The sequence below is a fragment of the Paremcibacter congregatus genome, from assembly GCF_006385135.1.
GTDB lineage: Bacteria > Pseudomonadota > Alphaproteobacteria > Sphingomonadales > Emcibacteraceae > Paremcibacter > Paremcibacter congregatus.
Genome location: NZ_CP041025.1, coordinates 1,162,061 through 1,182,445, shown reverse-complemented (window position 1 = coordinate 1,182,445; position 20,385 = coordinate 1,162,061). Strand labels below are relative to the sequence as shown.

The following is a 20,385-nucleotide window of genomic DNA, read 5'->3' as shown; positions in this document are numbered from 1 at the left end:
TTTTTTCAGCTTCAAACAAGCCAAGTCTGCTTTTTTTTGATTTTATGCATGACTTTTATCTTGAAAATCCCTGATCCGCCTAAAAATACACCTATATTATTATGACGTTTCCGCGATCATAAAAGTAACCTGAAAACCACCATCTTCCTCCGTACCGATAAAGTGCGGCAAAACAAAGGATGTCTCATCATAACAAAGACACGGCAAAGCATCCCTGACAACCTTGCTTATTTTCACCTTCTTCAGCGCGGGGATTTTTTCGCAGGCGATACGCCACAAATTTTCATCAAGCCGTCGAACCCGACCTTTCTGCGCGCCAGACATAACCCAGAAACGCCCATCCCACAAACGGCGCTCTCCCGGGGCAATCAGGAATTCGTCTGTAATGGCCGCCGCCTCGCGACGGATGAGGAGCCGACCTCCCCGGCTAAGACTGACCCGACATCCTCCAAGAGTTTGCCCTTTGAATGTGTCACCCTGTAGGCGTTCATATAACGCCTCCAGCTTGCTGAACCTCGGGGCATAAGCTGCTCCGCTGACCTGACGGATGACACGCGCCAACAGACGCAGCGCGATTTCATCATGAGCCTCCCGTAGAAGAGCCAGATCAATTTCACCATAGCCTTCAGGATAAAAAGTCACCGCCGCGCGCGCCAGGTCATCAATCAGATCCCGCAGCAGGTCATTTACCCGTCCCATACGCCCGGCGGTCTGCGCCATACGCTCCACGGTTAAGCCTTCCAGATCACTTTCTTCAAGCAACCGTCGAACCCTGACCCGGGTATAGCTCTCATTCTGGTTGCTGGGGTCTTCAATCCACATCTGGTTCAGGGCCGTCAGCGTCGCCGTCAGACGCGCTTTCGCCACCGTTAATAGAGGGCGACAGATTTCCCGGTTTTCCGCCAGGTCGGCCACAGGGTAAGGCGCCACCCGACCCATCGCCGCCAATCCTTCCACACCGCTGCCCCGCAACAGGCGCATCAGAAACGTTTCCGCCTGATCGCCCTGATGATGTGCAAGAAAAATCTTGTGAACGTCGGCTTCCCGGCACCAGTTTCCCATCAGCCGATATCGGGCCCGCCGCGCTTCGTCCTGGATATTGCTGTCCGGCTTTGCCCCGTCCCATGTCAATGTGACATGTGGAATATCGTAACGATTGAGCCATTCGGTCACCTGACGGGCTTCCGCCGCTGCTTCTGGACGCAAGCCATGATCAACGGTCAGGGCCGTCAGAAAAACCTGATGGTCTTTGGCCCATTCACCCAACAGGATTGCCAGGGCCAGGCTGTCCGCTCCACCGGATACCGCTACGGCAATGCTCTCGCCCGCCGATGGTGTCATCCCTTTCAGAAGCTCAGAAAATTCAACAGACGTGAGGGGGGCAAATTCTGTCATGCATGACGTCTAACGACATCCCGCACGCTGTTCTTGCGCCAGGCGTTGGTTTTTGTTTTCCAGACTGTCAGGAAAGCGGGATGCCAGTTCCCGATAAGCGTCACAGGCGTCGGTTTTTTCCCCCATGGCATTCAGAGACATGCCGATCTTCAACAAAAATGCCGGCGCCTTACGGCTTTTGGGATAATTATTATACCCTTCGAGAAAGGCGCGGGTCGCCTTGGTATACATCTTGCGCACATAATAGGTCTGTCCCAGCCAATATTGTGCATTCCCGGCAAGGTCCGCTTTCGGGTAACGCTTGAGAAATTCCGTCAAAGCCACCTCGGCTTCTGCATACTGGCCTTTGCTGACCAGATTCTGTGCATAACTATATTGGTCTTGCTGGCTGCCCCCCGGCAGGATTTCTCCTGCCCCCTGGGCCACCGGGGCCTGCTGTGTCGCCGTCGGAGCCTGTGTTGGGGCTACTGAAGCCACACCGCCCTTTTCCAGCTCTGCAAAGCGGAATTCATAATCCCGCGCCATGGTTTCCATTTTTTGCTGCATCTGGCTAACCTGGAAATTGCTTTCCTCGATCCGACCGGTCAGTTGCCGTAACTGCGTTTCGATCTGGGAAATCCGGTCTTCCATATTGGCAAAGCGAACATTACCGCCAGCAGACGGCGGCGTTTGAGCAGCCCCCTCAGGTCCGGCCGCATCACGGGGGAACTGGCTACCGGGCTGAAATACTTTCCGTTGCACAGCCTTCAACTGTTTCTCAATGATCTCTAGCCGTTTGCTCACTGATTGCGCCTGAGCCGCAACCGGCGTCAACGCCAACAGGACACCAACCATGCCGCACAATAGAGCACCCCTGGGGATCATCGTAAAGTTAATGGACATCAAAATTCCCGCCTCATCACAATAAAGTTATCATTCAAGAAAAGTATTTTATAAAAATACCCGCGCAGCCGAAACGACGCGCGGGTATTCCAGTATTATCAGAATATTAAATTACGCGTATTTATCCGCTTAATTTACCCGTGTATAAGAACGACGGTTTTTCGCCCAAACATCTGCACCGGTTCCGGTCACAGCAGGACGTTCCTTGCCATAGCTGACTGTATTAACCCGGGATGGATCAATACCAAGAGCCACAAGGTAATTCTTTACAGAGTTGGCGCGACGATCACCGAGCGCCAGGTTGTATTCCCGGGTACCGCGTTCATCGCAATGGCCCTCAACAGTGACTTTAACTGTTGGGTTCTGTTGTAACCAAACTGCCTGAGCTTGGAGTGCAGACCGCGCATCTGAGGAGAGGTCATAACGATCAAAGCCGAAATAAACCAAGGCGTCACTGGCTGCAGCATCCAAAGCGGACTGCGTTCCAGTATCTTCCATCATTGTTTCTTCTTCGACTTGCGTCTGTGGCTGAGCAACCACTTCCTCTTCTTCGACTTGCGGCGCAGAAACATCTTGTGCACTGCCGTCTAGAGCACCTTTATCTGTATTCGCACATGCACTCAACAATAAAGCCGAGCCAGCAAGTACCCAGTATTTAGCGCCATTCATATTTTCCAGCATTTAGTGGTCCTTCCACGTAACTTAATCAATCTATATTTATTTTACCGAACAAATGCCATTCCCCTCAAGAACTGGCGGCTGCATATTGCCAAAATAAATTAAGCGCCATGCCAAACCGAGGAAACTATAGCAGAATCATTTATCTAATCAAGGGGGACCATGCAGGATCTGACGCTTCCAGAGGTGTAATCATCTGTCTTTCGTTGTATCCCGTCAAATCCACAGTCCATAATTGTGTCTCCCCGCCCCGTCCATTTCGGTCGTACGGCTGCTGTCGGAAGAACATAATCACCCGGCCATTCGGTGACCAGGTCGGCCCTTCGTCAAGGTAGCTCTCGGATAACAGCCGTTCACCTGTTCCGTCCGGCTTCATCACACCGATATAAAACTTGCCGCCATGCTGTTTGGTAAAGGCGATCAGGTCCCCGCGCGGAGACCATACCGGCGTGCTGTACCGGCCTTTGCCAAAACTGATCCGTTTAATGTTTTTTCCAGCCGAATTCATAACATAGATCTGTTGTGTCCCGCCACGGTCCGAATTAAAGGTCACATAGCGCGAATCAGGTGAAAAGCTGGGCGAAGTATCAATCGCTGTATGAGAGGTCAGACGCCGCACCTTGCGGGTGCTCAATTCCATCACATAAATATCGGAATTGCCCTTATAGGCCTGCGACATAATAACTTTGTCGCCATCCGGGGAAAACCGCGGCGCAAAGGTCATGCCCGGAAAGTCTCCGAGAATTTCCTGCTTGCCCGTATCAATATTATAGAGATACACCCGCGGATCATCATTGTGATAGGACAGATACGTAATTTCCTGCGCCGTCGGAGAGAAACGCGGTGTCAACACCAAGCTCTTGCCATCGGTAAGGAACACATGGTTATGGCCATCCTGATCCATGATCGCCAGACGTTTGATCTTTGCTGTCGCCGGTCCGCTTTCCGAGACATAAACCACCCGGGTATCGAAATAGCCATTTTCCCCGGTCATACGTTTATAAATCGCATCAGAAATCAAATGTGCAATTCGCCGCCAGTTTTTCGGTGCGGTAAAATAACGCAGCCCCGACATTTGGTGACTGCCCAGCACGTCCCACAGGCGAAATTCAACTTTCAGCCGCCCGTCTTCCTGCAAAGTGATGCTGCCGTTCATCATCGCCTGTGCGCCGATGGCTTTCCAGTTGTTGAAATTTGGATTGCGCAATGTCGTCAGAACATTATTTGACTTGATAAAGGCCCCGCTATCAACCACACGAAACAAACCGGAACGGGTCAAATCGGCCTTGACCACCAAGGCGATACGCTTGCCGTAATCCTGTACCGACCCCCCGGAAACAATATCGTTTTCATTACCGACCAGGTCTGTAATCGCAATGGGCAGTGGGTCAACATGACCTCGATTAACGTCAACGACAATTTTTGCCGACGCTGTCGTAACGGACACAGCCCATAACGCCACCACCACCATCATTACTCTTTTTACCAAAGTCACCTGCATCTCCATTTATTACTGGTCCACCTTATCCGTTTAACATGTGCGCCGGATCAAATACAATTTCCATTTCCCGCCACAGGTTATACTGATCCCGGGGCAGAAAGTCATACGGGGCACATTTTCGCACCGCCCGCAGCGCACTTTCCGCCGCCGTTCTGAAAAATTCCTGCCCGGCCCGGCTCATCCGCGCGCTGTCAGTCACCTTGGGAGCGCCGACAAGGGCGCCTTCCGGGCTGAGCCTTAAGCGGATCACAACCCGCAAATCTTCGGCCCCTTTGGCGCCTGCAGGAATATTCCAGCATTGTTTGTCATAAATATGTTTATCAACCGCATCAATAATACTCAGGGTTTGTTGCTGAATATCGACGTCGCTGATGATTTTCTGTTTCCCAAAGTCTTTATCTTTCAGTTTTTCAACAATATTGGGTTGGGTTTCCTCCCGTTTATCCAGAAGAGCCGCCAGTTTATCTGAACTGAACCGCCGTGGCTTGCTTTTCGGGGTGACTTTCGGTGCCCGGTTGGCGGCCGTCTGTGTCGGCTTCTTCGGCTCCACCTTTTTTTCGGGCTTTTTCTTCGGTTTGGATTTAGGTTTTGCCTTCATATCCGGCAACGGCATGGTCGACGCCATTTTCGGTGGCTCAGGCGGCATTTCCACCTTGCGCTCAGGCTGTTTTTCCTTCGGTGGCGTTTTTTTCTTCGGCGCGGGATCGGGCTTCTTCTCTTGCGACTTCAACCGGGTCACATCACCTATCTTCACCATCTCTACGGGAATGACCTTCATTTCCGTCGGCGGGTCCCGGCGCAAAACCGGCATCACGACCATGGTCGAAAAGATCACCACAGTATGAAAGATAAAAGATATGACAAGAGCCTGTTTCACAGCCGATTAATTCTCCGCATCAGTGACCAGCGCCACTTTCGAGAAACCGGCGCCATTCATCCGCCCCATCACCTTCATGATCACACCATAATCAACATTCTGATCCCCATGCAGATAAATTCGGTCATCGGTACGGTTGGTAAAAATCACCTTGAGACGCGGCACGAGTTCATCCAGATCAATGGCCTCATCCTGAATGTAAAGTTTCCCCTCCATGTCGACGGTGATGGACAAGGGCTTGGTGTTTTCCGGTAAAGGTTGCGCCTTACTGTTGGGCAGATCCACCGGCACCCCGACTGTCAGCAACGGCGCCGCCACCATAAAGACGACCAGCAGCACCAGCATCACATCGACAAACGGCGTCACGTTGATCTCGCTCATTGGTCGATGTCGCCGACTAAACGTCGAAGGTTTTTGTCCACCGTGTATCTGCATTAATGGTGTTCCTCATCCAGTTGACGGGACAGAATAGTACCGAACTCATCGGCGAAGCCTTCCAGCCGGTTGGCGTACCGGCCAAGGTCGTTACTGATTTTATTGTAGGCCACCACCGCCGGGATCGCCGCCACAAGCCCCATAGCAGTCGCGAACAAGGCCTCCGCGATGCCGGGCGCGACAACGGCCAGTGACGAGTTGTGGGTCATGGCAATATTTTCAAAGGCGTTCATAATCCCCCAAACTGTGCCGAACAATCCGACAAACGGCGCCGTGGACCCCACCGTCGCGAGAAAATTCAGATAGCTTTCAAGCCGTTCCATTTCCCGGCTGACGGTTACCCGCATCACCCTGTAAATCCGGTCCTGAAGCCCCATGCTGATCTGGCTACCATTGCGGCCGGTCGCGGACCGTTGCCATTCCCGCATCGCCGCAACGAACAGGGCCGCCATGGGATGATCCGGATTTTTCTTGATCCGGTCATAAAAATCCTCGAGTGAGTTTCCTGACCAGAATTCCGCATCGAAACGATCGGCCTGGGCCGTGATCCGCCGTACCCGCAGGCTCTTGTCATAAATAATCGCCCAGCACCCTAGAGAAGCCCCAAACAGCAATAACATCACCAGCTGAACAATCCAGTCCGCCTGGGCAAACATCCCCCACAAAGAGAAATCCGGGACAGTATTCCCCAAATCAACTACATCAACTGCATTTTCTGCCATTACGAGTCCTCAACTTTTACGATCTTTTTTAATTTATCCCTGACGTCTCCCGGCAAGCGCGCTGGCCGGTCATTCTGGTTCAGCGCAGCCGCCTTGACAACGCCCCGGGCCAAGACTTCACCGTCACGACGGACGTCCTGCGCCATCACCAAACTGGCATTGCCCAATTCAGACACACTGGTATGGACGGTGATTTCGTCATCCAGTCGCGCAGGTTTGACATAATCCACCTCGGCCCGGATCACGACAAACTTAATGTCATCGGGGTCAAGGAATTTCAGCATATCCGCCTGATTAATACTTAGTCCACGCAACATATCTGATCGACCACGCTCCATATATTTCAAGTAATTGGCATAATATACTATCCCGCCAGCATCGGTGTCTTCGTAGTACACCCGTAGCGGGAGAATATGTTCGCGATCTTTGATAATGCCAGAATGTGGCGAAAGTTCAGCCATACTTACTTTTCCAATAAATTCATTTGGTCCGGGCGTGCCGCACTGCCATTTCTGACCGGATCATTCGGCATGGCGATCCCGATATGATCAAACCCCTGCGGCGCCAGCATCCGGCCCCGCGGGGTGCGCTGCACCAGACCGGTCTGGATCAGATAAGGCTCGATGATTTCTTCGATCGCGTCACGTGGTTCTGACAAGGCCGCGGCCAGGGTTTCAATTCCCACCGGCCCGCCGTTGTAATTCACCCCGATGCAGGTGAGATATTTATGATCCATCCGGTCAAGACCGAGGCTGTCGACTTCCAGCATATTCAGCGCCAGATCGGCGACCCTCTTGTCGATTGCCCCGTTGGCGCGCACCAGCGCATAGTCCGCCACCCGCCGCAACAGACGTCCGGCAATACGCGGCGTGCCTCGCGCCCGTCGCGCCACTTCCATAGCCCCATCCTTGGTCATCTCGACTTTCAACACCCGGGCCGCCCGCCTGACGATGGTTTCCAGATCCTCGGCCGAATAAAACTCGAGCCGGGTCGGAATGCCAAACCGGTCGCGCAACGGCGTTGTCAGAAGGCCCGACCGGGTCGTGGCGCCGATCAGGGTAAAGGGCGGCAAATCAATCCGCACCGAACGGGCCGCCGGCCCCTCCCCGATGATCAGATCCAGATGATAATCTTCCATCGCCGGATAGAGAATTTCCTCCACCGCCGGATTGAGCCGGTGAATTTCATCAATGAACAGAATATCATTTTCTTCGAGATTGGTCAGGAGCGCCGCCAGGTCCCCGGCCTTGGAAATCACCGGCCCGGCCGTGGCGCGAAAATTCACGCCCAGCTCCCGCGCCATAATCTGCGCCAGAGTGGTCTTGCCAAGCCCCGGCGGGCCATAGAACAGCACGTGATCCAGCGCACTGCCGCGCTGCCGCGCCGCCTCGATAAAAATCTTCAGATTGTCGCAGCTTTTGCGCTGGCCGATAAAATCATCAAGACGCGTGGGACGGATTGAGGAATCTCCATCATCCTCACTCTTGACACCACTGTCCAGCAACCGGTCCTGATCATGTTCACTCATTGACTGAGCTCCTTAAGTCCCAGGCGGATCAAGGTGGAAACCGACGGCATTTCATCACTGCCCCGTGCAGCCTGAGATACGGCAGTATAGGCTTCCGTTTGCCCATAGCCCAGATTGACCAAGGCCGACGCCGCATCCTGCAGGACACTATTGCTCGTATCAACCGCGGCATGACCAGCTGATTTTCCACTTTTATCCCCACCTGTGGGAGCAAGGGAGAATTTCGCCACTTTATCTTTAAGTTCAGTGATAATCCGGGTCGCGAGTTTGGGCCCGACACCGGTTGCCCGCCCGACCACTTTCTTATCCTGTGCCGCGATAGAGGTCGACAATTCATCTATACTGATAACCGACAGGATCGCCAACGCCACTTTCGCGCCAACCCCCTGCACAGTCTGCAGCAGAATAAACCATTGTTTCTCCATTTCACTGGAAAAACCAAACAGGTGAATATGATCTTCCCGAACATGGGTTTCAATCAACAGAGTTGTCGCTTCACCGAGGCTCGGCAGGTTGCCAAGTGTCCGCCCGGAACAAAACACCAGATAACCGACACCATTAACGTCAATGACGCAATAATCTTCACCGATGGTATCCACAAGCCCCTTGAGTTTGGCGATCATCACCGGGTTCCCTTAAATAATATCTGTGCGCCGCCACGTCCTGTCGCCGTGTGGTCCTTTTTCAAGGCCGCATGCAAACTGCCGTGGGCGCCGCCGTTATGAGCATGGCAAATGGCCACCGCCAAGGCATCCCCGGCATCTTCCCCGTTAATTTTGGCTTGAGGCAGAAGAATTTTCAGCATTGCGGCCACCTGTTCCTTACCCGCATGCCCGGCCCCAACCACAGATTTTTTAATATGGTTCGGTGAATATTCAGCGACAGGAATTCCGGCCAGCGCCGGCACCAGTAAGGATATCCCCCGCGCCTGCCCCAGTTTCAGGGTCGAGGTCGGATTTTTATTGACAAAAGTTTCTTCCACCGCTGCGGAGGCAGGCTCCCAATCCGTGATCACCTGTTGCAAGCCATCGAACAGCTGCATGAGCCGTTCGGCCAGACTGGTCCGATCATCAGAATGCACGATGCCATTGGCCACATGGATCAGGCGTGATCCTTCCACATCAATGATGCCCCAGCCGGTTTTTCGCAACCCCGGATCAAACCCGATCAATCTCTGTCGTATAAGGGGCCTTTTTGATGTCACTCGCTGAGCTGCTCCATGATTTCTTCGGAAATCTCATAATTGCCATAGATATTCTGAACATCATCCAAATCATCCAGAACGTCAATCATTTTCAGCAACTTACGCGCGGTTTCCAGGTCGACTTCAATGGTATTTTCCGGTTTCCAGATCAGCTTGGCCGATTTGGGCTCTGCCCCTGTTGCGTCGGTCAAGGCGGCGGTCACATCCTGCAGGTCTTCCATGGCGCAATAGATTTCATGGGTTTCGTCGTCAGAAGCCACATCCTCGGCCCCCGCTTCCAAGGCCAGTTCAAACATTTCGTCTGCGGACTTAACCTCGGCATCAAAGATGATTTCGCCAACTTTTTCAAACTGATAGGACACACAGCCGGTTTCGCCCAGATTGCCGCCATTCTTGGCAAAACCGGTGCGAATTTCAGAGGCCGCCCGGTTACGGTTGTCGGTCAGGCTTTCAACAATTATTGCCGTACCGCCTGGCCCAAAGCCTTCATAGCGGATTTCATCATAATTCTCTTCATCACCGCCCATGGACTTGTTAATCGCCCGTTCGATATTGTCTTTCGGCATGCTTTGGCCGCGGGCTGTTTGCACCGCCAGACGCAGACGCGGGTTGCTGTCCATATCCGGGCCGCCCATTTTCGCCGCTACGGTGATTTCCTTGGACAATTTGCTGAACATGGAGGAACGCTTTTTATCCTGCGCGCCTTTACGATGCATAATATTTTTAAACTTGGAATGGCCTGCCATACTTCATCTTCCTGATCGATCCGGTTATCGGACCTTATTTACAATAAAATTAAGGGTTAGGACTGTGATAATACACTGGCCCGCTTTTGTGAACCGTCAATCGGGATTTTTCCGGAAAAATTCTAAAAAACACCCCGCCCTGCGGCCAGGTTTCAACCATTCAGAGCGGGGTGCATAGCATCTTTCTCAATTATGCCGCGCGAACGACCGTACGGCGGATCTGCAACATCGCAGCACAGGCATCGGCGACTTCCCTTCCCTTGATCTTGAAATGATCATGGAAGAAGTTTCTATGGGCATCGCTTTCCTGAAAATGATGCGGGGTCAATACCGCGGAAAAGATCGGCACACCTGTGTCGAGCTGCACCCGCATCATGCCGTCGATCACCGCCGTCGAGACGAAATCATGGCGATAGATGCCGCCGTCGACAATAAGGGCCGAGGCGATGACCGCATCATACTGCCCCGTCTCGATCAGATCCTGGGCCATCAGCGGGATCTCCAGCGCGCCTGGCACGTCAAAGGCCGTAACCTCCACGGCTATGTCCGGGTTTTCGTTGAACCGCGCTCGGCAGGCGTCATAACATTGAGTGACAATCTCGCCGTGCCATCCCGCCTTGATAAAGGCGATACGAGATGCGGGTAAGTTAATTTGGGATACTTGATCCATGGTTTGCTCCTTCTAAAAGACAAAAAAACAGAACCAAGGCGTACAAAAACAGTCACAGACCGCCTGATCACTAGGCGTCCCGTCCCTATTTTCATTCTCTACCATCCGGACTATACCGTCGGCTCTGGAGTTACACCAGATCTGCTGACCCTTCTGAACAGTGCGTCCGGAAGGCGCTCGCGGGCTGTGGGACATTCGGCCCCTCACCGCCGGTGGGGAATTTCACCCCGCCCTGAGAACAGCCCCCACACCATGCGGGGACGCTACTCCTATAGCAGGGACATTGCGGGCTGTCGAGACCCCGACGAGATTATTTGAAAATTCATGCGATTGGCATATGCTCATGCAGCCGCGCCCCGAGACGCAGGGGTTCGACCCGTTTGGCGAGACCGGTTTTATCGTCCGTCTCTACAAAAACACCGCAGAGGGTGCCTGGTCCCACCGCCGGACTGAAGCGGCCGGTCGACATCTTGCGGGTGAAGCGCTGCAGGGGCTCGGCCTTATCCATGCCGATTACACTGTTATAGTCGCCGCACATGCCCGCATCGGTCTGATAGGCGGTGCCGCCATCAAAAATCTGCGCATCCGCCGTCGGAATATGGCTGTGGGTGCCGACAACCAGAGAGGTCCGTCCATCACAGAATTGCCCCATGGCCATTTTCTCAGACGTTGCTTCACCGTGAATATCAACCAGGATAAACTGCACCGTGCTGCCCAACGCGTATTTATTCAGTTCCGCCTCGACCGCCGCAAAGGGATCATCCAGCGGGTCCATGAAAATCCGGCCCATGACATTGATCACCAGCATCTTGCGCCCGCGGGCGTCCTGAACAATGGTGCTGCCCCGTCCCGGCGTGCCAACAGGAAAATTCAACGGCCGGATCAGACGTTTTTCACCGGCAATATGGTTCTTGGTTTCTTTTTGGTCCCAGATATGGTTGCCAGTGCTGATCACATCGACACCCGCCGTAAAAAGTTCGTCCGATATTTTCTCCGTGATGCCAAAGCCTGCCGCGGCATTCTCGCCGTTAACAACGACAAAATCCAGACGCAGGGATTTGCGCAATTCGGGGATTTTCTCCACCGCCAGCGCCCGGCCGGACCGGCCCACAATATCACCCAGATATAAAACTCTCACGGTCGGTATACTTTCTCTTCAGTTACAATAATATCCAGTGGCTGATCCTGCTTGCTCACCGGCAGACTGTCCTGTTTCTGACCTTCAAACGCCACGCCAATGGCGGTGAAGGAATGACCCTTCTCGCGGTAGATATCAAGGGTACGGTCGTAGTAGCCCCCCCCATAGCCGAGACGGTGGCCGGTCTCATCAAACGCCAGCAAAGGCACCAGAACCACATCCGGCATCACATAGAGCATATCCGACAATGGCTCACGGGTGCCGTAAGCACCTTCTTTCAACTCTTCCTCCAGATCCCATTCCTTAAACGCCAGATGCTTGCTCACCCCGCTCATCACCGGCAGGGCACAGCGCCATTGCACGGCATTCAACGCTTTCAGGAGAAACAGACAATCAATTTCTGACTGGATGGGATAAAACCCCGCCACAATCGAGGATTCATTGCGCTCGGCCTTAATGCCTTTTTGCACGGTGCCCGCCATTTCAGGCAACATCAACAACCGGGAAGCAATTTGTCGCGGGGCCGAGGCTCCGAGCTGCTGCTGCAGCGTGGCGCGACGCGCTTTCATTTCCTGGCGCAAGGCGGCTTTTTTTTGTTTCATGTCGGCTTTCTTCAAGCGAAATTATAGAATTCGGTGACGGGACCATCGCTGCCGTAATTCAGTTGTATCCTCCGGAACCTGGTTAAACAGGTGGGCGCCATAATATCCGGACCAGGGCCCGGACAGGGACAGCTCCCTTCGGAATGATTATCGCCCCAGGGATAAAGTAAACTACGCACAGGGCAGAACCCGTCCCCCCTTATGTAAGGTCCACAGAGGCGTTCGGCAAGACACAAATGGGATTTACACCATATTCCTCCATTGAAAGGGGGGGTATCGCGACCATAACGCCACCACTTCTCCCGCCAGGGCGAGTCGAGATGAACCGCTTTTTTTCGCCTGCCCCAACAGAGTAACAGAAAAAACCGGCGGGATTTCTCCAACCGGCTTTTAAAATTCTGTATGGGGAACTTCAGGAAACCCCGATATCTACTTAGTAGTTATCGTTTGGTTCCAGAATCTGACGTCCACGGTATTTCCCTGTGCTCAGGTCAATATGATGACGACGACGCAGCTCACCGCTTTCATTGTCTTCTACATATGTATCGACACTCAAGCTATCGTGTGAACGACGGTTACCACGACGGTGTGGTGATACTTTCCTTTTAGGAACAGCCATTTTCTTATCCTAACTAACTTCATCAATTTTTATGATGTATGCTTAATTTATAAACACCATCAGGGCCTCTGACATATTCTGTCCAGAAGCCATGAATCTCAAAAACAGTGTCTTATCGTTAAATGGGCCTCTAATGTCAAGCACTTCTTGATTCATTTTAGCCAATCAATGCACCGAAGGTCCCCGGCGGCTGACAAACAGCAAAATCAATGCCCCGATCGCCATCACCAGCAGCAGTGGCAGATCAAGAAGGCGCAGCATTACATCCTCCCACACCCCAGGGAACGGGCCATTTACCACCCATTCCGCCGCATGATCCAATCCTTCTGCACCAAAACTGCGCCACGCCTGTTCCAGGGTTACGAGATGCCATGCGTTATGTTCAGAATACCGCAAAACTTCAATCCCGAGAACCAAGACTGCGCCAAAAAACAAGACATATCCCCCATAACGAAAAATCATCATGGCGCCACCTCTCTTTTTTTTCCACGCTCACAGTTTAGCACGGACCACGATTTTAGGAAAATAGAAGGAAAAAACGGCAAAAATATGAATTATTGGCGATCATGACTTGCATCCTGTTTCCAGATCGGTATATTGCGCCATCACTCACCTGCAAATGGTACCGGAGAGGTGGCCGAGTGGTTTAAGGCGCACGCCTGGAAAGCGTGTTGGGCGCAAGCTCTCGAGGGTTCGAATCCCTTCCTCTCCTCCATTCCCGAACTAACTCCCTATAATAACAGCGTAATTATGCCTCCCTGACACCGGAGGACCGAAGACCACCGAATCCATTTTATAAGTATCCTTATAATATGTTCAACATTACGTCCGTATGATGGTATTATCCCTTGCATATACACGTTCATTATTTTGAACAAACCCAGGCATTCTGCGCCCTGCAAACAATTACACCAATAAAAAGACGCCCTCTGGCAATTAAGGAATATTTAATTTAACCCATATAATATGATACAAATATATATAGATATGACACACCCCTCTCCCATTGCCATCACATAAGCAGTTATGGCGGCGGATTTGGCTGATGGTGAGGTGCATATAATACCGAGTTGGAAAAAAAGATCTATGGCAGCGCAGCAGGGAAACGATAAGGAGCCGGTTATCCTCGTTGTTGATGATAATGCAGATAATCGGGAAATTCTGTGCCGCTGGCTGGAACGGGAAGAAATTGCCACCATCAGCGTAGAAAACGGCCTTAAGGCGCTTGAGGTCGTCAGGACCCGGAAAGTTGATCTGATTTTTCTTGATCTGATGATGCCGGGAATGAGCGGTTACGAAGTCCTCGAAGAAATCCGAAAAACCTACAACCCCTTGCAGCTCCCTATCATTATTGCAACAGCAAGAACAGACAAGAACAGTATCCTCGAAGCCTTTGAAAAAGGCGCAAACGATTATATCACGAAACCAATTATCTTTGCGGCCGCCCTTTCCCGCGCCAACAACCTGTTGCGGCAAAAACAGCTTCAGGAAGAAATCATGGTCATTAACAGCCACCAGGAGACTATGATCCATGATAAAACCCGGCAACTGCAAGACACCATCGCCCAGTTAGAAAAAGAAGTCGTCAAAAGCGCCAGCATTCAGGAAAAGCTCAAAACAGCCAAGGAGAAAGCAGAGATTGCCAATCAGGCCAAAAGTCACTTTCTCGCCAATATGAGCCACGAACTCAGAACCCCGCTGAATGCCATCATCGGCTTCTCCGATATCATGAAAAGTGGCATGATTGGAAATCGACCGATTGAATGTTTTAAGGAATATTCAACAGACATCAATGATTCCGCGGTTCACCTCCTGAGCATCATTAATGACATTCTCGACCTATCAAAGGTAGAGGCCAATAAAATCAAGCTGGATGAAGAACATATTTCTCTGCAGAAAATGATCGATCCGACCCTATCCATCATGCGACAGCGCATTGCTGATAAAGACCTCGTCATTAAAACCGATCTGGATCACTTCCAGTTCATAGATCTTTTCGTTGACGAGCGGCGTTTCAAACAGATCCTTTTGAATCTTCTGTCAAATTCTGTGAAATTCACCAACCAGTATGGCACCATTGAGATCATCGCATCTTATGTCCCCGAAGACGGCTTTACCCTGGAAGTCAAAGATGACGGGATTGGCATGGCCAAAGAAGACGTCCCCAAAGCCCTGGCGCCTTTTTCTCAAGTGGACAGCGGCCTCAACCGGAATTATGAAGGCACCGGCCTCGGCCTGCCCCTCGTCAAAGCCCTGATTGAAATGCATGACGGCACGTTGGAAATCGACAGTCAACTTCATATCGGAACCAGCGCCCGCGTATGGTTGCCCTCATATCGGATCGCCCCACAAGAATCCCGTTACGAAAACATATCTTGAACGCCTGCCGGTTCGCGCATCTTTAACCGCCATCTTTCCGTCCCCCCAGTCTTTCATCTTCACCCAACATAAAAAAACCTTATAACAAAGGCCCCAGAAGCACGCCCGACAGGATCGCACCGCTGAGGGCGAAAACGATATAGGCCGCAAATACCTTCTTTTTCACCAGAGAAAATACCGCCATCGCCGCAGGAATGCTTGTTGCGCCCCCGGCAATGACAAACGTCAGGCCGGCGCTCGGGTCCATCCCCTTGTCCAGCAAAGCAGACAGGGTCGGCAGGGCGGCATAGCCATTCAGGTAAGCCGGAATACCTACCAAAGCACTGAGGGGAAGGGTCCACCATTGATCCCCATTCAGATGCGCTGCAACCCCGTTCGCCGGCAAATAACGCAGCATGATGCTTTCCAGCAAAAACGCCAGCGTCAACCATTTCGCCAAAAACCAGCCCGTAGAGAGGCTCTGCTTCTTAAACTCCGCCAGGCGGGCCTTTTCTTGCCAGAATTTAAGAGATATGACGCCGCTCTCCGGAGCCTTCGGACCGCCACACCCGCTGGCGTAACCCTCGCGCAAAACAGTTTGAAACATCGGCAGATGCCGGAAAAAATGAATCACAAACCCAGCGAACAAGGCGATACCCAGGGCGGCAATTGTCTTGACCACGGCAAAATCAAAACCCATGACGGCCGAGGTCAGAATAAACATCTCGGGGTCCATCAGCGGAGACGCGAGCCAAAAAGCCATCACCGGCGCCAGCGGCACACCGGAAATCAACAATCCGGCTATGATCGGGATCACACCACAGGAGCAGAAAGGCGACAAAGCCCCGAGAATGGCGGCAAAGAATATTGACCTGACCGGCGAATAACTAAAGGCCCGGGCAATCTGCTGATCCAGGCCCGTAGCCTTGATATAAGCGGCCAGCAATACGGACAACAGAATAAAGGGCGCAACGGATAAAAGCGACAGACCGGTCCCAGTGACACTATTCAGCGCCTGCTGCTGTGACGTCAACGCCAAGACAAGCGTAATCAGGAGTATCGCCAGAACCACTTTATCCCATCGGCGTAAAATTCTGAACGGATTGAAAGGCTTTCGCGCCAGAATATCTTGTTCATATATTTCATTCATCATAAATTCCCATTATTCTAGAATTATCGTACTATTAGATGTAAAAAAACAGGATGACTTCCGCAACACCGCAGCCCGGAACACCTGCTTCATCTTAGAACGGCCTAAGTGAAAATACCGCTACAGCATTCCTTCGAAAGAAAGTCGACAATGTTCCGCATCGCACCAAAATTGGCCCGACAGCGTATAATCCGCCCCTCCCGCTCCTGTGAAATCAGATCGACGCGACTGAGCCGGTCGATATGATGGGAGAACGTGGATTTCGGCATGTCCAGATGGCGTTGAATTTCGCCAACGGTCAACCCCTCATCACCGGCACGGACCAATAACTGATAGGCCTGCAATCTCTTCGAATGGCCCAGCTCCGCCAGGCATTGTGCTATTTTCTCAAGTTCCATAGCCGCCTTATAGCAAAAGGGATTATCGCTGTCAACTACTGTTCTAGTATATTCGAATTATAAATCAACAACCACAATGCCACCCTCTTCCACAGCGCGGGAAGAACAGAGGATAATCTTATGGTCGCGATCCTTTTTCGAGAGCACGAAATCCCGATGCTCCACCTCTCCTTCCAGCAGGCCACAGGCGCAGACACCACAGAGCCCGTCCGAACATTTCACGTCGACCGGAATACCCGCTGCAATCAAGGCTTCTGCCGCATTCTGATCCGCGGAAATCCTGATCTCCCGTCCGGATTGCGCCAGCTTCACGGTGAAGGGATGATTAACATAGTCGACCCCCTCCGGCACGGCGAAATACTCCCGATGCAGGTTTTCTTCTGGCCAGCCCGCCGCCTCCCCGGCATCCAGCACCGCCGTCATGAAACGATCAGGGCCGCAAACATAGATATGCTGGGTTAGATCAGTTTGTCTAAAAAGCCGGCCCAGATCGACCCGGCTCCCCTCATCCGAGAAATGCAAATGCACATTGTCCCGCCACGGCACCGTCGCCAAATCCGCGAGAAACCCGGCAGAGGCCCGTGATCGGCAGGAATAGTGCACTTCAAAATCCCGCCCCAAGGCATACAGCCGATGCGCCATCGCAATCATCGGAGTAATGCCAATACCGCCGCCCATCAGATAGCTTTTCGAAGCGTCCTCCACAAGCGGGAAATGGTTGCGCGGCGGCGATATAAAGACCTTGCGGCCCTCGCTAAAGATACGGTGCATCAGTTTTGAGCCGCCCCGTCCCTCGTCCTCGCGCAAAACGGCAATTTGATAGCGGGCCCGGTCCGCCGGATCACCACTCAAACTATATTGGCGGAAGAACTCCGGCGCGACGGCCACATCGATATGCGCCCCCGCATCAAAGGCGGGCAACGGGGCCCCGTCGAGTGAGGTAAATTCATATTTTGTCACGTCATCGGTCATGCGCTCCGCTTTTACCACCTGCACCTGAAAGACCGGCGGTGGGCCCGCAGGTATCCTGAACTCATGGGCCAGACCCTGCGTCTCGCCCTTGGCCAGCCTGTCCTGATAGGCCCTGGGCGTGATCATTTTTTCATAAGCCGCGATACCCTCTTCCCGATCCATGGGGAAAGGCGCCGGATAGGGCGGCGGCGCCAGATTGGCCGGATAGACCGCCAGGGTCTGGTCCTCATATTTCAGATCAAGGTCGGTCTGCAGTTCCCGTTCATTGGCTGAAGCGGCTTTTTTGTAAGGCCCTTCATTTTCCATCACCAGATCCCACCACCATTTCTTGTGGGGATTGCGACGACCATGACCCAGCCGATCATCCAGATGGGCCAGGAAACGCGCCGCCCAGGGGGCCTTGGTCGCAAGCCAGCGGAAAGGCGCTTCGGCAAACAACCCTTCCAGATTCCACGGGCAGGTTTTCATGCAACGCCCACACATGGCTCCCGCCGTCTGGCTGACGCGGTACGTGGTGCATTTCTGGCTGTCGGACTTCCAGATCTCATAGCCGTTGAACATCAGCTTCGGCCCAGCGGTAATCGCCCCTGACGGGCATTCCCGGGCGCATTTATTGCAGTTATTACAGAAATTCTGCAGTCCAAAATTAATCGGTTTGTCATGGGCGAGCGGCATGTCGGTGGTGATCACCCCGGATTTCAGGCGCGGCCCGAGATAGGGGTTGAGGATCACCTCGCCAATGCGGCTCACTTCCCCGAGGCCCGCCAGCAACAGCAAAGGCGGCTGCAACACCTCCCCGTCCATCACCGTATGGGCGCGGGCGGAATAGCCCAGATTGCGGATATGTCCGGCGACAATGCCGCCGAGCAGGGAGAAACGCAAATAGGCCCGCATCGATTGGGCGCAGGCGATCCAGTCGTCGCCGCTGGCCCCGTCCATGGTTTCATGGCCCTGATCGATGATGACCGAGATGGCGTTCTGGTGATAGGGCGTGATCTCCGCCCCGCCGGCGTCATGGGAATAATAGGCCCAGTCGGGGCAGCGGCTGATGCCCACCGCATCGGCCCCGAGGAAATTCAGCGCCGCCTTGACATTGTCCGCGTTACGCTGTGCTTCCGTCGCGGCCGGATGAACTTCTGGCGCCGCATCGCCATTCTGGATCAGGATAAACGCCCCGAGCGCCCGTCGGGCGGCGAAGGAAGTCGGGTTCTTGCGCACATAATTGCCGTTCTTGGTCGCCTCCTGAACCGTCCTGCCCATATCGCCAAACAACGCCCGGGCGAACATATCGGTGCGCTTCGGCACCCGCGCCACGCGAGGTTCGTCAATAAAAGTCGTCGGCGTCTCCTGACGTTGGCTGCGCTCAAAGGGATAGGCCCCGTCCTTAAACCGCCGGTCTTTATAGAGCAGTTGGTTCAACGCACTTTTTGCCGTGGATATTCCCAGCCACCAGGCCGGGCCGTGACTGCGCCATTTCGTTGTGATCCCTGAAGGGGCCAAAGGCCGGTCCGGCAATAACGGCAATGTGGTGGTGATCGCGCCAATGCCAAACCGCCGCCCAAGATAAGGGTTCTCCACATAAGGGCCATTCTCATCCTGCCGCACCTCGCCGAGCCCGGCCGCCACCGCGAGCGCGTGGAGATTTACGTCCGTGCTGCTGTGACTATGGCCGCGGGCCTCATAGCCCAGCAAACGAATATAGTTGGAAATCACCACCGTGGTTTCCGCCGCCCGCAAGGCCGCCCGTTGCAACTGCGCCTCCCCGATCCAGTCCGTCCCCGGCTCCCCGGACGCCGGATCACGGGGAAATTCATAGAGATAGACTATGACGTGACTATGATGATCGATCCGGCTGGCCGGTGTCTCCATGGTTTCCTTCAGTTCCGCCATCACCACGTCAACCCCGGAGGCCAGGGTGCTGGTTTGTTTATGCTTCAGGATGTCCGCGAGCCGGGCGATATCAGGGTTTACAATCGCCTGATCCAGAATGGCTTCTTTCGGCAGTGCGCAGACGCCCGCCTGACTGGCGTCGCAATAATAGCCGAAGGATTTCAAGTGGCGGGCGCGTTCCGCCAGGTCGTCCGGAATTTCGCCTGTCTGGTCTTTTACCGAGCCATCGCGAATGGCATCGAGCATCGCCTGATAATCCTGCATCGCATTGACCAGACTCAGCGGATCTTGCGGTCGGCGAAAAGAAAGGGGTGTCATAGCGGGGATCCGGCTCAGATCAGCCGCCCCATCTCTGCGCTTCACATTTTCCAGAGGATAAGGGCCCAAATGAAAAGGACGATCTTTATAAGAAAATAAACGCATATAAACTCCCGAAAGTATAACAATCTGCCAAAAACCTACAACAAATAGATTGAATATTCAACTATATTATTAAAATCCTTAAATAGTTCACCGCAGTATAAATACGGTTGCTTCCCCTCACCTCAGCTTCAGTCTGGCGAAAAACATTAAACATTGACGGGGAAAGCGGGCAGGCTTAGGCTTATGGCTATCGACTT

General features: G+C 53.1%; 21 protein-coding genes, 1 tRNA gene, 1 other RNA gene and 1 riboswitch. Of the genes, 2 read left to right on the top strand and 21 right to left on the bottom strand.

Translation table 11 applies throughout. The features are described 5' to 3' along the window. Positions 1-99: 99 nt before the first annotated feature. The 18 genes from tilS to FIV45_RS05165 form a co-directional block, all read right to left on the bottom strand. The gene (gene tilS / locus FIV45_RS05250) at positions 100-1,395 is read right to left on the bottom strand and encodes a tRNA lysidine(34) synthetase TilS (RefSeq protein WP_099471341.1); all 1,296 of its coding nucleotides are present in this window, start codon (positions 1,393-1,395) and stop codon (positions 100-102) included. Positions 1,396-1,404: 9 nt separating this feature from the next. Beyond that, entirely contained in the window at positions 1,405-2,277 is an 873-nt protein-coding gene (ybgF, locus tag FIV45_RS05245) for a tol-pal system protein YbgF (protein ID WP_099471340.1), read from the bottom strand. 129 nt (positions 2,278-2,406) lie between these two features. Then, on the bottom strand, positions 2,407-2,958 hold the full coding sequence (gene pal, locus FIV45_RS05240) for a peptidoglycan-associated lipoprotein Pal (protein WP_204602031.1): 552 nt from the start codon (positions 2,956-2,958) through the stop codon (positions 2,407-2,409). 139 nt (positions 2,959-3,097) lie between these two features. After that, a complete protein-coding gene (gene tolB / locus FIV45_RS05235) occupies positions 3,098-4,456 on the bottom strand; it encodes a Tol-Pal system beta propeller repeat protein TolB (RefSeq protein WP_412973717.1) in 1,359 nt (452 codons plus the stop codon). A 22-nt stretch (positions 4,457-4,478) separates the two neighbouring features. Further along, complete coding sequence (locus tag FIV45_RS05230) at positions 4,479-5,333, bottom strand: hypothetical protein (RefSeq protein ID WP_099471338.1); 855 nt, start codon at positions 5,331-5,333, stop codon at positions 4,479-4,481. A gap of 6 nt (positions 5,334-5,339) precedes the next feature. Further along, on the bottom strand, positions 5,340-5,768 hold the full coding sequence (tolR, locus tag FIV45_RS05225; protein ID WP_204602028.1) for a protein TolR: 429 nt from the start codon (positions 5,766-5,768) through the stop codon (positions 5,340-5,342). Beyond that, positions 5,768-6,490 (bottom strand): protein TolQ, encoded by a 723-nt coding sequence (gene tolQ / locus FIV45_RS05220; protein ID WP_099471336.1) that lies wholly within the window; start codon positions 6,488-6,490, stop codon positions 5,768-5,770. Before tolQ ends, tolR begins: the two co-directional genes overlap by 1 nt. Next, positions 6,490-6,951 (bottom strand): tol-pal system-associated acyl-CoA thioesterase, encoded by a 462-nt coding sequence (gene ybgC, locus FIV45_RS05215; RefSeq protein WP_099471335.1) that lies wholly within the window; start codon positions 6,949-6,951, stop codon positions 6,490-6,492. The genes tolQ and ybgC overlap by 1 nt, the downstream gene beginning before the upstream one ends. 2 nt (positions 6,952-6,953) lie before the next feature. After that, the gene (gene ruvB / locus FIV45_RS05210; RefSeq protein WP_099471334.1) at positions 6,954-8,018 is read right to left on the bottom strand and encodes a Holliday junction branch migration DNA helicase RuvB; all 1,065 of its coding nucleotides are present in this window, start codon (positions 8,016-8,018) and stop codon (positions 6,954-6,956) included. Next, positions 8,015-8,641 carry a Holliday junction branch migration protein RuvA gene (ruvA, locus tag FIV45_RS05205; RefSeq protein WP_099471333.1) on the bottom strand — a complete coding sequence of 209 codons (627 nt, stop codon included), beginning with the start codon at positions 8,639-8,641 and terminating at the stop codon, positions 8,015-8,017. The genes ruvB and ruvA overlap by 4 nt, the downstream gene beginning before the upstream one ends. Next, positions 8,641-9,222, bottom strand: coding sequence for a crossover junction endodeoxyribonuclease RuvC (gene ruvC / locus FIV45_RS05200; protein ID WP_204602027.1), 582 nt, complete (start codon positions 9,220-9,222; stop codon positions 8,641-8,643). Before ruvC ends, ruvA begins: the two co-directional genes overlap by 1 nt. Further along, positions 9,219-9,968, bottom strand: a complete 750-nt coding sequence (locus FIV45_RS05195) for a YebC/PmpR family DNA-binding transcriptional regulator (RefSeq protein ID WP_099471331.1) — start codon at positions 9,966-9,968, stop codon at positions 9,219-9,221. Before FIV45_RS05195 ends, ruvC begins: the two co-directional genes overlap by 4 nt. Before the next feature lie 190 nt (positions 9,969-10,158). Beyond that, the gene (locus FIV45_RS05190) at positions 10,159-10,638 is read right to left on the bottom strand and encodes a 6,7-dimethyl-8-ribityllumazine synthase (RefSeq protein ID WP_099471330.1); all 480 of its coding nucleotides are present in this window, start codon (positions 10,636-10,638) and stop codon (positions 10,159-10,161) included. 89 nt (positions 10,639-10,727) lie between these two features. Then, a riboswitch (FMN riboswitch) is annotated at positions 10,728-10,882 on the bottom strand. A gap of 78 nt (positions 10,883-10,960) precedes the next feature. Continuing rightward, positions 10,961-11,776 carry a TIGR00282 family metallophosphoesterase gene (locus FIV45_RS05185; protein ID WP_099471329.1) on the bottom strand — a complete coding sequence of 272 codons (816 nt, stop codon included), beginning with the start codon at positions 11,774-11,776 and terminating at the stop codon, positions 10,961-10,963. Next, complete coding sequence (locus FIV45_RS05180) at positions 11,773-12,378, bottom strand: 5-formyltetrahydrofolate cyclo-ligase (protein WP_099471328.1); 606 nt, start codon at positions 12,376-12,378, stop codon at positions 11,773-11,775. Before FIV45_RS05180 ends, FIV45_RS05185 begins: the two co-directional genes overlap by 4 nt. A 35-nt stretch (positions 12,379-12,413) precedes the next feature. Further along, positions 12,414-12,570, bottom strand: a non-coding RNA gene (ssrS, locus tag FIV45_RS05175) — 6S RNA. A 241-nt stretch (positions 12,571-12,811) separates the two neighbouring features. Beyond that, positions 12,812-12,997 (bottom strand): 50S ribosomal protein L32, encoded by a 186-nt coding sequence (rpmF, locus tag FIV45_RS05170; RefSeq protein ID WP_099471327.1) that lies wholly within the window; start codon positions 12,995-12,997, stop codon positions 12,812-12,814. 165 nt (positions 12,998-13,162) lie between these two features. Continuing rightward, positions 13,163-13,462 carry a hypothetical protein gene (locus FIV45_RS05165; protein WP_099471326.1) on the bottom strand — a complete coding sequence of 100 codons (300 nt, stop codon included), beginning with the start codon at positions 13,460-13,462 and terminating at the stop codon, positions 13,163-13,165. A 162-nt stretch (positions 13,463-13,624) separates the two neighbouring features. On the opposite strand from FIV45_RS05165, the gene FIV45_RS05160 reads away from it, so the two are divergent. Both FIV45_RS05160 and FIV45_RS05155 read left to right on the top strand, forming a co-directional pair. Next, positions 13,625-13,712 (top strand) — tRNA-Ser (locus FIV45_RS05160). A 371-nt stretch (positions 13,713-14,083) separates the two neighbouring features. Continuing rightward, positions 14,084-15,376: an ATP-binding response regulator gene (locus FIV45_RS05155; protein WP_165776899.1), complete on the top strand. Its 1,293-nt coding sequence runs from the start codon at positions 14,084-14,086 to the stop codon at positions 15,374-15,376. 79 nt (positions 15,377-15,455) lie between these two features. On the opposite strand, the gene FIV45_RS05150 is transcribed toward FIV45_RS05155, so the two are convergent. From FIV45_RS05150 to FIV45_RS05140, 3 genes are all read right to left on the bottom strand, one after another. Further along, complete coding sequence (locus FIV45_RS05150) at positions 15,456-16,505, bottom strand: permease (RefSeq protein WP_099471324.1); 1,050 nt, start codon at positions 16,503-16,505, stop codon at positions 15,456-15,458. A gap of 104 nt (positions 16,506-16,609) precedes the next feature. Continuing rightward, complete coding sequence (locus FIV45_RS05145) at positions 16,610-16,903, bottom strand: ArsR/SmtB family transcription factor (RefSeq protein ID WP_099471323.1); 294 nt, start codon at positions 16,901-16,903, stop codon at positions 16,610-16,612. 57 nt (positions 16,904-16,960) lie between these two features. Next, the gene (locus tag FIV45_RS05140; RefSeq protein ID WP_099471322.1) at positions 16,961-20,188 is read right to left on the bottom strand and encodes a reductive dehalogenase; all 3,228 of its coding nucleotides are present in this window, start codon (positions 20,186-20,188) and stop codon (positions 16,961-16,963) included. Positions 20,189-20,385 lie beyond the last annotated feature (197 nt).

Bases quoted from the DNA above. Each gene is read 5' to 3' on its own strand.
- tilS (WP_099471341.1), bottom strand. From the start codon at position 1,395: ATGACAGAATTTGCCCCCCTCACGTCTGTTGAATTTTCTGAGCTTCTG.
- ybgF (WP_099471340.1), bottom strand. From the start codon at position 2,277: ATGTCCATTAACTTTACGATGATCCCCAGGGGTGCTCTATTGTGCGGC.
- pal (WP_204602031.1), bottom strand. From the start codon at position 2,958: ATGCTGGAAAATATGAATGGCGCTAAATACTGGGTACTTGCTGGCTCG.
- tolB (WP_412973717.1), bottom strand. From the start codon at position 4,456: ATGCAGGTGACTTTGGTAAAAAGAGTAATGATGGTGGTGGTGGCGTTA.
- tolR (WP_204602028.1), bottom strand. From the start codon at position 5,768: ATGCAGATACACGGTGGACAAAAACCTTCGACGTTTAGTCGGCGACAT.
- tolQ (WP_099471336.1), bottom strand. From the start codon at position 6,490: ATGGCAGAAAATGCAGTTGATGTAGTTGATTTGGGGAATACTGTCCCG.
- ybgC (WP_099471335.1), bottom strand. From the start codon at position 6,951: ATGGCTGAACTTTCGCCACATTCTGGCATTATCAAAGATCGCGAACAT.
- ruvB (WP_099471334.1), bottom strand. From the start codon at position 8,018: ATGAGTGAACATGATCAGGACCGGTTGCTGGACAGTGGTGTCAAGAGT.
- ruvA (WP_099471333.1), bottom strand. From the start codon at position 8,641: ATGATCGCCAAACTCAAGGGGCTTGTGGATACCATCGGTGAAGATTAT.
- FIV45_RS05195 (WP_099471331.1), bottom strand. From the start codon at position 9,968: ATGGCAGGCCATTCCAAGTTTAAAAATATTATGCATCGTAAAGGCGCG.
- FIV45_RS05190 (WP_099471330.1), bottom strand. From the start codon at position 10,638: ATGGATCAAGTATCCCAAATTAACTTACCCGCATCTCGTATCGCCTTT.
- FIV45_RS05180 (WP_099471328.1), bottom strand. From the start codon at position 12,378: ATGAAACAAAAAAAAGCCGCCTTGCGCCAGGAAATGAAAGCGCGTCGC.
- rpmF (WP_099471327.1), bottom strand. From the start codon at position 12,997: ATGGCTGTTCCTAAAAGGAAAGTATCACCACACCGTCGTGGTAACCGT.
- FIV45_RS05165 (WP_099471326.1), bottom strand. From the start codon at position 13,462: ATGATGATTTTTCGTTATGGGGGATATGTCTTGTTTTTTGGCGCAGTC.
- FIV45_RS05155 (WP_165776899.1), top strand. From the start codon at position 14,084: ATGGCAGCGCAGCAGGGAAACGATAAGGAGCCGGTTATCCTCGTTGTT.
- FIV45_RS05150 (WP_099471324.1), bottom strand. From the start codon at position 16,505: ATGAATGAAATATATGAACAAGATATTCTGGCGCGAAAGCCTTTCAAT.
- FIV45_RS05145 (WP_099471323.1), bottom strand. From the start codon at position 16,903: ATGGAACTTGAGAAAATAGCACAATGCCTGGCGGAGCTGGGCCATTCG.
- FIV45_RS05140 (WP_099471322.1), bottom strand. From the start codon at position 20,188: ATGCGTTTATTTTCTTATAAAGATCGTCCTTTTCATTTGGGCCCTTAT.